Annotated in this window: 8 protein-coding genes and 1 pseudogene; 5 read left to right on the plus strand and 4 right to left on the minus strand. The window is 69.7% G+C overall.

Features of this window, described 5'->3' with window-relative positions:
• Positions 1–26: 26 nt before the first annotated feature.
• Together D7Y04_RS44660 and D7Y04_RS36575 are read left to right on the plus strand one after the other, a co-directional pair.
• On the plus strand, positions 27–1571 hold the full coding sequence (locus D7Y04_RS44660; RefSeq protein WP_158627649.1) for a response regulator: 1545 nt from the start codon (positions 27–29) through the stop codon (positions 1569–1571).
• An 80-nt stretch (positions 1572–1651) separates the two neighbouring features.
• The gene (locus D7Y04_RS36575; protein WP_233601745.1) at positions 1652–2047 is read left to right on the plus strand and encodes a response regulator; all 396 of its coding nucleotides are present in this window, start codon (positions 1652–1654) and stop codon (positions 2045–2047) included.
• A 10-nt stretch (positions 2048–2057) separates the two neighbouring features.
• Here D7Y04_RS36575 and D7Y04_RS36580 read toward each other — a convergent pair whose 3' ends face one another.
• Positions 2058–2438, minus strand: a complete 381-nt coding sequence (locus tag D7Y04_RS36580) for a response regulator (protein ID WP_120560889.1) — start codon at positions 2436–2438, stop codon at positions 2058–2060.
• A gap of 185 nt (positions 2439–2623) precedes the next feature.
• Between D7Y04_RS36580 and D7Y04_RS36585 the strand changes: the two genes are divergently transcribed.
• The 3 genes and pseudogenes from D7Y04_RS36585 to D7Y04_RS36595 all read left to right on the plus strand — a co-directional run bounded on the left by D7Y04_RS36585 (position 2624) and on the right by D7Y04_RS36595 (position 6994).
• Positions 2624–5521, plus strand: a complete 2898-nt coding sequence (locus D7Y04_RS36585) for a PAS domain-containing protein (protein ID WP_121762312.1) — start codon at positions 2624–2626, stop codon at positions 5519–5521.
• Between the two features lie 53 nt (positions 5522–5574).
• Positions 5575–6244, plus strand: a pseudogene (locus D7Y04_RS36590) (TIGR02269 family lipoprotein).
• A 24-nt stretch (positions 6245–6268) separates the two neighbouring features.
• Positions 6269–6994, plus strand: coding sequence for a double-CXXCG motif protein (locus D7Y04_RS36595; RefSeq protein ID WP_120600049.1), 726 nt, complete (start codon positions 6269–6271; stop codon positions 6992–6994).
• Between the two features lie 195 nt (positions 6995–7189).
• Here the strand turns inward: D7Y04_RS36595 and D7Y04_RS36600 are convergent, their stop codons facing one another.
• The 3 genes from D7Y04_RS36600 to D7Y04_RS36610 all read right to left on the minus strand — a co-directional run bounded on the left by D7Y04_RS36600 (position 7190) and on the right by D7Y04_RS36610 (position 11337).
• Positions 7190–8353: a protein kinase gene (locus D7Y04_RS36600; RefSeq protein ID WP_121762313.1), complete on the minus strand. Its 1164-nt coding sequence runs from the start codon at positions 8351–8353 to the stop codon at positions 7190–7192.
• Between the two features lie 117 nt (positions 8354–8470).
• A complete protein-coding gene (locus D7Y04_RS36605) occupies positions 8471–10405 on the minus strand; it encodes a serine/threonine-protein kinase (protein ID WP_158627650.1) in 1935 nt (644 codons plus the stop codon).
• A complete protein-coding gene (locus D7Y04_RS36610; RefSeq protein ID WP_147454876.1) occupies positions 10402–11337 on the minus strand; it encodes a DUF2381 family protein in 936 nt (311 codons plus the stop codon). The genes D7Y04_RS36605 and D7Y04_RS36610 overlap by 4 nt, the downstream gene beginning before the upstream one ends.
• Positions 11338–11708 lie beyond the last annotated feature (371 nt).

Here is an 11708-nt window from a genome sequence, read left to right on the forward strand (position 1 = left end):
TCCGCACCGGGGACCGAATTTCAACCATGCGCCCGCCTCCTCCGCCCAACGCCTCCTTCCCCCATCCGCCGGGCCCGCCTCCGTTTCCCTCGGAGCACGCACCTTGTGTCTGGGTGGTGGATGACAGCGCCAGCGAAGCGCGCTTCATCAAGACCGCGCTGGGAACGGGATTCCAGGTGGAGACGTTCCCAGACGGCGCCGCGATGCTCGAAAGGCTACACGCCGGGCGAGCACCGGATGTCGTGGTGTTGGATTGGGAGATGCCTGGAATGTCCGGTCCTGAGGTCTGTCAGTTCCTGCGCGGACAGCGGGAGACCCAGGCCCTGCCGGTGCTGCTGCTCACCGCGCACGACCGGCCGGAGGACCTGGTGCAGGGCCTGCGCGCGGGCGCCAACGACTACGTGGCCAAGCCCTTCCGCACGGAGGAGGTGCGCGCACGGGTGGACTCGCTCGCGCGAACCAAGCGGCTGGTGGACGACGTGCGGCGCTCGACCGAGGAAAAGGCGGAGGTGTTCGCGCAACTGGACGCGCTCCTCACGTCCTCGCCCGTGGGGCTGTCGCTGCTGGACCGGGACCTGCGCTTCGTGCGCGTCAACGCGCGCATGGCGAAGCTGGACGGGCTGTCCGTGGACGCCTACCCGGGCCGGACGCTGGCGGAGGTCCTGCCCCGGCTCGCCGCGCGGCTGGAGCCGCTCCTCCGCCGCGTCATGGAGACGGGCGAGCCCGTGGAGGAGCTGGGCTTCACGCTGGAGCACCCGGACGCGCCCCACGGCGAGCTGTACGTGATGGCCAGCTACCACCCGGTGCGCACCGCCCGGGGAGAGGTGGTGGGCGTGGGCAGCGTGCTGGTGGACGTCACCCGGCACAAGCAGGCGGAAGCAGAGCTGCGCGCGTCCGCGGAGTTCCGCGAGCGCTTCCTGGGCATCGTGGGCCACGACCTGCGCAATCCGCTCAACTCCATCCGCATGGGCGCCAGCTACCTCGTCGCCAGCGAGCAACTGCCCCCGCCGCTGGTGCGCACCGCCAGCCGCATCATCAGCAGCACGGACCGGATGACGCGGATGATCACCGAGCTGTTGGACTTCACCCGCAGCCGGCTGGGCAGCGGCATCCCCCTGAACCCGGCCGCCACGGACCTGGGCCAGGTGGCGCGCCAGGTGGTGGAGGAGCTGGAGCTGGTGCACCCCCACCGCACCGTGAAGGTGACGTCCACGGGTCCCCTCACGGGGAACTGGGACGCGGACCGGCTGGCGCAGGTGCTGAGCAACCTGGTGGGCAACGCGCTCCAGTACAGCCCCCCGGACGCCGCCGTGGAGCTGACGCTCGTGAGCGAGCCGGAGCAGGTCATCGCGCGGGTGAGCAACCCGGGAGAGACCATCGCCCCGGCGGAGCTGGAGACCTTGTTCCACCCCTTCCAGCGCGCGCGCACCGGCGCCCACGTCCCGTCGGGCCTGGGCCTGGGCCTCTTCATCTCCGACCAGATTGCCCGGGGCCACCGGGGCACGCTCACCGTGACGTCGGACGCGCAGCGGACGGTCTTCACCCTGACGCTGCCCCGGGCCGGAGCATGAATCAGGGAGGGCGCACGCCACCCCGCTCCCGCGCCTCCCGGTCGTCCAGGCCCACGGGCCCCCTGGAAACGCTGGCACCCGTGCCCTACCGTGCATGCGTGTCCACTCCGCAACACCGCACCACCCTGCTCCTCGTCGAGAACAACGAGGACGTCCGCGAGGCGCTGCGCGAAATCCTGGAGTCGGAGGGCTACCGCGTCCTCACGGCGATGAACGGCCAGGACGCGCTCAACCTGCTGGCGGAGCAGGAGCGGATGCCCGCCCTCGTCCTGCTGGACCTGGTGATGCCGGTGATGGACGGCCACGCCTTCATCGAACACCTGCGCGGCACGGGCGCGCTCGCGCTCATGCAGGTGCTGGTGCTGACGGCGCACCCCACCCTGCCCTTGCCGCAAGGCGTGGCCGGACGGCTGGGCAAGCCGGTGAAGCTGGAGGAACTGCTGGACGCCATCGCGGTGCACACCGCGACAGCGTGAAGCCGTGCGCTCAGGCGGCGGCGGGACAGTGCCGCGCCACCATGGCCAGCAGCTCCGGGATGTCCACGGGCTTGCGCAGCAGCCCCACCGTTCCCGGCGGGGCCTTGGCGGAGAAGTGGGCGGTGAGCATCAGCACGGGCAGCTCGCGGTAGCGCGCGTCCTCCCGCAGCCGGTGGAGGAACTCGTGTCCGTCCATCACCGGCATCATCAGGTCCAGCAGCACCAGGCAGGGCTGGTCGTTGTTGGCGGCGAGGACGTCCAGGGCGGCCTGGCCGTTGGCGGCCTGGAGCACCGTGTAGTCCTCCATCTCCAGCAGCTCCGCCACGACCTCGCGCAGGTCCGGTTCGTCGTCAACGATGAGGATGGTGGAACGCGAGGGGGTGCTGCTCACGGACGGCAGCCTACGCAGGTATTGCTACGAGCGCCAAGGAAGACGTGCCTCCCTGCCCCTCACTGCATGCGGTGATTTCACGCGGGGCAGGGCCCCGCCCGTCCGCCTGTCGGGAATCACGAGGGAAACCAGGCGGGTCGGTTGCACCTGGAGGCCCGAGCCCCTACCCCCTTCTCTACGGGCCCATGAATCTCGTCGCGGACTTCATCGAAGGGAACCTGGACGTCCTGGTGCGGCGCTTCTCGAAAGCGGCGCGAGGGCTGGAGAGCACGCAGGGACTGAAGCCTTCGGAGCTCATCTCCACGGTCCCGGAATATCTCCATGCGGTCGCGGCCATCTGCCAGCACGGCGCCACGCCGGAGCGGTTGGAGACGCGGACGCGCCTGGAGGAGGCCCACATCAACCTGCGGCTGCGCGTGGGCGCCACGCAGGAGGACGCGACGGAGGAATACACGCTCCTGGGGCGGCTCATCCCCCAGCTCTGGGAGGACGCCCAGCCGGAGCGCAAGCCCGACGCCTCGGACCTTCAGTGCCTCTTCCAGCAGATAGAGGAGGCCATGGAACACGTGGTGCTCCTCTTCTCCGGCGACTCGCTGGAGGATCGCCAGCGGGAGAAGCGCTTCCTGCGCCAGATGGACGCGCTGGCGCCCCGGTCGCTGGAGCCCGGCACGGACATGCAGGGCCCGCTCAAGCCGCTGGTGGAGCTCATCGCCCGAGCGATGGAGGCCGCCGGAGCGGAGCTGTTCCTCGTGGACGCGGGCGGCCGGAGGTTGTTCCCCGCCGCGCACACCCTGCACCTCGTTCCGCCTGCCGGCCGGTGGGCGGACACACAGGGGCCGTCCTTCCTGGGCCGGGTGGCGCGCGCCGAGGAGCCGCTGGTGCTCGCGCAGGCGCGGGGGCTGGAGGACTTCGAACGCGAAGGGCTGGAGGCCAGTGCGTGGAGCACCCTGCTGGGCCTACGGCTGTGGCCCCACGGCGCCCTGATGGGCGTCCTCTGCGTGGGCTTCGCGGAGGCCCGGCCGGTGCCGCCGCAGGCCAAGCGCTTCCTGGAGACGCTGGTGGAGTACCTCTCCGGCATCCTCGACCGCGCACTGCTGATGGGCCGGCTGAGCGAAGCCCACGCGCGGATGGAGGCGTCGGAGACGCGCTATCGGCTGGCCAGCCAGGCGGCCGCGGACACCGTCTGGGATTGGAACCTCCTCACGCAGAAGGTCGCCTGGAGCGGAGAGACACGCAGGCTGCTGGGCTTCGCGCCCGAGGAGATAGGCCCCCTGGCGCAATGGTGGGTGGCGCGCATCCACCCGGAGGACCGGGAGCGGGTGGAGCACGGCATCCACGCGGCCATCCAGGGCACGCAGGCGCGCTGGCAGGACGAGTACCGGTTCCTCAACCGCCAGGGCGACATCGTGCGGGTGCTGGACACGGGCGTCATCCTGCGCGACGCGGCGGGCCGGGGCGTGCGCATGGTGGGCGCCATGCAGGACGTCACCTCCCGATGGGAGGCGGAGAACGGACACGAACAGCAGCTGCGGGAGGCTCGGACCGCGCGCGTCCAGGCGGACACGGAGCTGAGCCAGTTGCACGCGCTCTTGCGGCAGGCGCCCGTCGCGCTCGCCATCCTCCAGGGGCCCGCGCACGTCGTGGCGCTGGCCAACGACCGCGTCTGCCAGCTCTGGGGCCGCACCAGTGACCAGGTCCTGGGCCGTCCCGTGCTCGAAGCGCTGCCGGAGGTGGAGGGCCAGGGCATCCGGGAGTTGCTGGACGGAGTGCTCACCACGGGGGCGCCCTACGTGGGCCACGAACTGCCCGTGCGGCTGGCGCGGGCCGCGGGCGGAGCCATGGAGGAAGCGTACTTCAACCTCATCTACCAGCCGCTGCACGAGACGGAGGTCGGCCTCCAGGGCATCCTCGTCGTCGCCAACGAGGTCACCGAAGCCGTGCAGGCCCGTCAGCGCGCGGAAGACCTGGCGGGGACGCTCAAGGCCAGCGAGGAGCGCCTGCGGTTGGCGCTGGACGCGGCGGACATGGGCAGCTGGGACATCGAGCTGGCCACGGGCCGGGGCACCTGGGACGCGCGCTTCCGCGCCATGCTGGGACTGCCCGCGCAGGGCGAGGTGCTGCTCGACGAGGCCATGCGGTTCGTCCTGGAGGAGGACCGGTCCAAGGTGGAGGACGCGATGGCGGAGGCCGCCCGGCCCGGAGGCTCCGGCGAGTACGCATGCGAGTTCCGCGCGCGGCTCCCGCGGCCAGGCCAGGCCGAGCGATGGCTCTCCGGACGGGGCCACGTGCACTTCGGGCCGGACGGCCGGCCGCTGCGCTTCGTGGGCACGGGGCTGGACGTGACGGAGCGCAAGCTGGCGGAGGAGGCGGCGCGCCAGCGCGCGGAGTTCGAGCAGTACCTGGTGGGCATCGTGTCGCACGACCTGCGCAACCCGCTGAGCGCCATCACCCTGGGCACGTCGTCGCTGCTCAAGCGCGAGGACCTGAGCGAGCGCGCGACGAAGGCCGTCCTGCGCATCCAGAACTCCGCGGAGCGCGCGGTGCGGATGATCCGCGACCTGCTGGACTTCACCCAGGCGCGCATGGGCGGAGGGCTCCCGGTGCAGTGTCAGGACCTGGAGCTGGGGGCGCTGGTGCGGCAGGTGGTGGAGGAGGCGCGGATGACCGCCCCGGAGCGCGACCTCCAGTTGTCACTGCCGCAGGCGGGCCTGCGCGGCTGCTGGGATCCGGACCGCGTCACGCAATTGCTCATCAACCTGCTGGGCAACGCGCTGAAGTACTCGCCGGAGGACACGCCGGTGGCGGTGCGTCTGCGGGAGGTGCCCGGGAGCATCCTGCTGGAGGTGCACAACGGCGGAGCCCCCATCGCCTCCAACGTACTGCCCCGCATCTTCCAGCCCATGCAGCGCGGGGCACCGGGCATGGACGCGGCGACGCGCAGCGTGGGCCTGGGGCTCTACATCGTGCGGACCATCGTGCATGCGCACGGCGGCACCATCGACGTGACGTCCACGCAGGAAGCGGGCACGACGTTCACGGTGCGGCTGCCGCACGCGGACGCGAAGCAGGCGGCCGGAAAGTAGGGGCGTGGAGCCGGTGCCAGGGTGACGGCCATTGCGTGGCATGACAGGCCGCGATGCTAGCCTTTGCGGCATATGCGGAATCCCTGTCGTGCGGGCTGTGGGTGTTGCTCCTGGGAGCGTGTGCAACTCCGACTGCCCTCCTGACGCAATGGGAAGACGCGGAGATGGAGTGCAGCGAGCCTGCTGAAGACCACTGCGTCGCCCTGCTCTGCGGGGATGACGCCTGTGGCTTCTACTACTGCGAGGACGTGCCCGGAGACGTGGTGCTGGCGCGCGGTCTGCCACCGCGCCCACCGCCCACCGCCCGCCGCCGCCGCACCCGCCCCGGGAGGCGGCCCCCAGCGCACCTGGGGCAGCGCCATGAATCTTCCCGGCGGCGGGGAACCCATCATGGTGTTTCCCTGGTACGGCACGCCCAAGCCCGTCCCGCCCCAGCTCCCCCCCGGCCGCTTCGAGAAGCACCACATCTTCCCCCAGGCGCCCGAACTCGCGGCGTGGTTCAAGGAAAAGGGCATCGACATCCACCTGTACACCCTGCCCATCCCGCGCCACATCCATCAGCGCGTCCACAACGGAGGACCGCGAGGTGGCGAGTGGAATCAGGCCTGGAAGGACTACAAGAACGCCCATCCTGAAGCCCCTCCCGTGGAGATCTTCAAACACGCGGGAGAGCTCATCTATCGATTCCAGCTCCTGGGTGGCCCCATCCAGAAGTACAACTGACGCCTCAGCGCAAAGGAGCAAGAGGTGGATCGGTTTTTCTGGGTGACCGAAGACCGCGACGTGGCCAAGCGCTACAGCGGGGATATGAACGCGAATCACCCCTGGGGGCTCCCCGGCATCAAGACGTGCCCGGGATGTGGCCAGACCTGGAGCAACGCCGGCCACGAGTACCCCTGCGTGGACCTCAACGCACTCCCGGAACGGGCCTCTTTCGAGGAGCCACGCGCGGAGCCCTTCCATGAATTCGCCCGGCTTCGCGAACAGGTCAGGCCCTGGGCCCCCCCGGGCGCTTCGCTTCCTCCGGGCACGAAGTTCGGTCCGCTGATGGGTACCGCCACGGGACGCTTCGCTCCATTTGTCTGGCTGGGCGATGCGCTGATGTTGATGACCCGAGAGGCATTCGAACACATGCAGGCGCAGGGCGTGCGCGGGCTGCTGGGATGCAAGGCGATGCTCCGGTTCCGGCAGCAATCCCCCCAGGAACTGATGGAGCTCCAGGTGGTCCCCCAGGGTCGGCTGCACCGGGATTGCCTTCCGGATGACCTGCCGCCCCCCTGCACCACGTGTGGACGAATCGGTCTGAGCCGGCCGGAGTCCCCCCTCCTCGACGCGGCCTCCCTGCCCACGAGCGTGGACCTGTTCCGCGTGGGCAACTTCGCCACGATGATCATCGCCACGGACCGCTTCCGCGACGCCGTGCTCACCCGGGGATTGGAAGGAATCATCTTCCGCGAGCTGCCCACCCGCTGAGCATGCAGACCCGTAGGGAGTCCTCGGGTGGCTTTCGTGCATCTGACGCCTCCCGAGCATCACTCTCGTTGCTGGAGGCGCACTTCCCGACGTCCCACCTTCCCGTCCTCGACTTCGTTCTCACGAACGATAAGAACTTCAACGCGCGCCCAGAGCCGAGCGGAGGTTGCCGGACACGCGTGCCCGGCCGCCGTTTCACACGGCGGGCGTCGGGAGATGCAACACGCTTCCTGACGGAAACGCGCCCACGTCCGCCTGGAATGCATTCAGCAGCGGCGCCGTCTTCGCGAGCGCCCGCTGGAACTCCGCCGCGGCTTCCGCCCCACCATACGGTCCGCCCAGCTCCGCGGCCCGGGCACGGAGGTCCACCTCCAGCGCCTCCGCCGTCGCATAGCGCTCCGACGGTTCCCGGCACAGCATCCGGTGGAGGATGGCGCGCAGCCCTGGCGACAGCCGCGCCATCAGCGACTCCAGGTCCTCCGTCCGGTAGGCGGCGGCGTGCAGCACGACGTCGGCGTACTCGCCCGAGCCGCGCCCCGCCTGCGCCGCCACCATCATCCCCTGGAACACGCGCTTCGCGTCCGCGTCCGTCAGCCGAGCCTCCAGGTCGCCCATCAGTGCGCGGGGCAGGCTGTACAGGTGCAGGCCCGTCGCCAGCTCCAGCAGGATGAGCCCCAGCGAGAAGAGGTCCGAACGCGCATCAGCCCCTTCCCCGAACAGCACCTCTGGCGCGCCGTAATACACCTCACCGTGCGGACGCGTGATGCTGGAGGGAACCCGGCCCGGCATCCGGGAGAGGACATCCCCCAGGTCCGTGAGCGCCAGCGCGCCCTCCGGCCCGAAGCGGATGCCCTGCGGATGCAGGTCGCGGTGCACGAAGCCCAGCGGAGCCCCCCGCGCGTCCGTCTGTCCATGCAGGAACCCGAGCAGCGACGCGAGCTGGAGACCTACGTGCACCAGGAACGCTTCGGAATACGCATGCACATACACCAGCGGCAGCATCGCCACGTCATCCAGCGTGCAGCCCGGGACGCGCTCCCATTCGAAGAAGAGCAGGTCGGCCACCTCGTGGCCGCCATACAGCCGCGCGATGCGCGGATGCTCCAGCAACCGTGAGAGCACCAGCGTCTCCTGCAACCGCGCTCGTGGATCCCTTGCCAGGGACGCGGACCCGCTTCGCAGGGACAGCGCCTGGAGGAACACGGGCACGGGCTCACGCCCGGGCTGCCTCCGGATGGCCAGGAAGTGCTGCTCCCCGTGGCCGCGCCGCCGCAGGATGCGCTCCAGCTCGAACGACTTGGACCCTGTCTTGAACAGCACTTCGGGGAGGGGAGGCTTCACCGTCCTGGATGGGCTCATGCCGTACGGGCTCCTTGGAGAACAACGCCAGACTACTTTTTGAGTAGCCAGCTTCTCCAGGACCCATCAGGTTGTATTAGAACGTTTCTCCCAGCCCGGCGCCCCGGCAAGAATGGCTCACGGGAACTCGTGCACGACGGTATAGGCCGAGATGCGCGACATCCGGACGGCGCCGGGTTTGGAGCCCTCTTCCCACTCGAAGCCATCAAGATTCCCATAGACGAAGCACACGGGATGGCTGCTCCCGTCCGGCAGCTCCGCCTTGGTGTAGCGGCCCGTCACCCGGCCCTCCCCCGTCCAGAGGCGCCCATACAGGCGGGCCCCCTTGGGCAGGTTTCCGTACTGCTCGATGACGAGGCTGACGATGGGGCCGTCGTGGACGATGAGCTGTTCGGACGTCCTGCCGGGTTGCGTGATGTCGTGGTAGATGCTGGCGGTCCCACCCTTGTTCAGGCCGAGCTTCCGCATCGCCTCCAGGGACCCCGTGGGACACCGGCCTGGCTCCGGCCGCACCTGGGCGCCCGTGCAGGCCGTGAGGACCGCGGCACCCACTGCCGCGGAGCACCGCTTGAGCGTGCCAGACCGGGCGGGCGTGGGAATGACGGTCGCCTGCTGCGGCGAAAGGGGAGTCATGGCTTCTTTCTCCTGCGGAAAAGGGACGGGTGGGGAGATTCCCGTCGATGGTCTGCGAGCTTCTTCCGGCCCGAGACGGGGCGCCACTTGCTGGACGTTGCGCGCCTCACTCACAGCCCGCGGGCGATCCTCCCGCACCAGGACCCGCCGCAAGCCCCACACCGTGAAGCAGGCGACGAGCGGCCCCACCAGCAACACCGCGAATGCGCCCCAGAAGAGGGGATGAGAGTGGCCCCCGCGAGCCCGTGCCTGGAACGCATGGAGCGACCGGGCCTCGGAGGCGGCCACCTTCGCGGGATCGCGCCTGCGCAACTCACGGACCTCGCGAAGCCGGCGGGACGCCTCCAGGTGGCGGACGCGGGCGTCCCGCAGGGCGACCTCCTGTCCCGGCATCACGGGCCCTCGGACCTCCTCCGCCTCCAGGGTCGTGCGTGAGCCGCTGGCGGTCCGTTCACGCCAGTCGAACAGCGGCGCATCCCAGACCGGACCGCCATCCGTCAGACGCTGGCGCAGTTCGCCCGCCAGCAATGCCGTACTTTCGGGACGCCGCTCCGGCTCAAAGGCCAGCAATCGCATCAAGGCCTGCGACAGTTCCTCCGGCACATGGGGATTGAGGTCCTCCACGGCGCGCAAGCCATGGGGCTCGGAGGCATCCCGGGGAGCACCCCACTGCGCGGCGGGGTACTGATCTGTCAGCAGGCGATAGAAGGTCACACCGACCGCATACAGTTCGTCCGCCACGGAGTAGGCATAGGGGCTGGAAGCGCCGGGCCGGCGCTCTGACAGCACGCGCCACATGAACAACTGGGGGCTGTAGTAGCGCGGACTGCCCGGCGGCAACCGGGCAGAGGCTGTGAGCACAGGGGCCCCCGCGTACCAACCGGCGCCCCAGTCCAGGACCTTCACCTTGCCGTCCGGCGCGACCAGGACGTTGTCGCCCTTGACGTCCCGATGCAACGCACCCTTGCGGTGCGCGGCGGCCAGCGCCTCCAGCACCTGCACCAACAGGCCCGTCACCTGTCGAGCAGTGGGGTTGCGGGCCAGCGCCCATTCGTAGAGCGACTCTCCCTCCACGTACTCCATCACGAGGTACGGGTGATCCACGGGCCCCAACCGCCAGACACCATAGGTGACCAACCGCACCACCGAGCGGTGGCGCACGCGGGACAGTAACTCCGCCTCCCGCGCGAACCATCGCTCTCCGGGACGCCGGGACAACTTCAAGGCATACAGCCTGCCCTGAGGTCGTCCTGCCCGGCGCACGGAGTACGTGGTGCCGTAACCTCCTGCCCCCAACCGCGCCACCACCTCCCAGCGGTCTACGCGGGTTCCAGGCGGCAACCACTCAGGGGACAGCAGGACCCGGCCCAGCACCGCTTCCGCATGGCGAAGTCCCAGCTCTGCTGACTCACTGCTCACAGGGAAAGTCCTTCCCATCGCACGGAGCGATTGCCTTCCTGATTCCAGACCTCCAGCACGTAGCGGGCCCGAGGATCCAGGTCCTCTGGCATGTGCCATTCCAGGACCATTTGGCCGCTCGCACCGGGCGCCAGCCGGGCCTCCAGCATCCGAACGGGAATCTCCCGCTGGATGACCTGCCCCTCCTGCTCATTCGGCCCCAACTGGATGAGCCGTCCCTCGCCAGGCACCCACGCGGCAGCGTCGGGTGAATTCCTCAGGGAGAAGGCCATCAACCGGGTTCGGATGTGGCGGTAGAGAAGCGCGCGAACCACGACCGTTAGTCCTGGCGTTCCAACGGCGGTAGGAGGCCGCTCCACCGACACCGGCTCCGGCCCCAGCGCGCCTGTGAGCACCGCGCCCGCCAGTCCGCTCTGGGCGCACTGCGCACGCAGGGTGGCGAGCCCCGCCTCGGCGGCGACACACCGTCCCCGCAGCAGGGACAGCTCCTCGCCCAGGTCCTCGGCGGACAGCGCGTGGCGGGACACCTCCACCACGGTGTCTACCTCCTTGGGGTCGGTGACGAGTAGGAAGGACACCTGCCGGGGTGCGTCCTCTCCCGCGAAGCGCGCGGTGATAAGCGGCCGGGACGTCTCCGGCATGGCCACGGTGGGGCGCAGCACCATCACGCCCGGGTATACCTTCAGCTGACCGAACAGCGGTGCCAGGGCCTTCGTGTCCACGGACTGCGGCAGGATGTCCTCGTTGAACACGACGGTGGTGACGGTCCCGGGAGCGACGCGCAGCAGGTGCAGCGTCGTGGCCTCCTCTGCCCGCACCACCAGCTTCCGCTCCCGCGGGACGCGCGGTCCGGGGGCCCCGGCCCATGCCGGAACCGCCGCGCCCAGCAGCATCAACAGGATTGGACAGACAACCACACGGGGCGTAAGCACGCGGGGCAACCTCCAGCATCACACCCTAACAGACGGGGGTGACGTGACGGGGAGGTTTGAAGCCGGGCACGCGACAGGTCGCCCAGCGGAGCCACCTACGTTGGTCCCGGAGGGAACTTCTTCATGAGTTCTTCAGGCAAGGGGGTCCGCAGGAGTGTCTGCTGGCCTCCGCCGGTCCGGATGACCTGGAACCCTGCCCCGCGATGCGGAGGAGGTCCCCATCGTGTCCCTTGCCATTCGCCAACCACTCTTCCGCCGCCTGACGCGTCTCGAACGTCCCCGCGACGACGACATCCTCGATGGCTGGCGCAGAGAACGAACGGAAGCTCCCCGGTATTCATCCATCCGCCCACGGTCCTGGAGGTAGATAC

This window comes from Corallococcus sp. AB038B (genome assembly GCF_003668955.1).
GTDB classification, from domain to species: Bacteria; Myxococcota; Myxococcia; order Myxococcales; family Myxococcaceae; genus Corallococcus; species Corallococcus exiguus.

Bases quoted from the DNA above. Each gene is read 5' to 3' on its own strand.
- D7Y04_RS44660 (WP_158627649.1), top strand. From the start codon at position 27: ATGCGCCCGCCTCCTCCGCCCAACGCCTCCTTCCCCCATCCGCCGGGC.
- D7Y04_RS36585 (WP_121762312.1), top strand. From the start codon at position 2,624: ATGAATCTCGTCGCGGACTTCATCGAAGGGAACCTGGACGTCCTGGTG.
- D7Y04_RS36600 (WP_121762313.1), bottom strand. From the start codon at position 8,353: ATGAGCCCATCCAGGACGGTGAAGCCTCCCCTCCCCGAAGTGCTGTTC.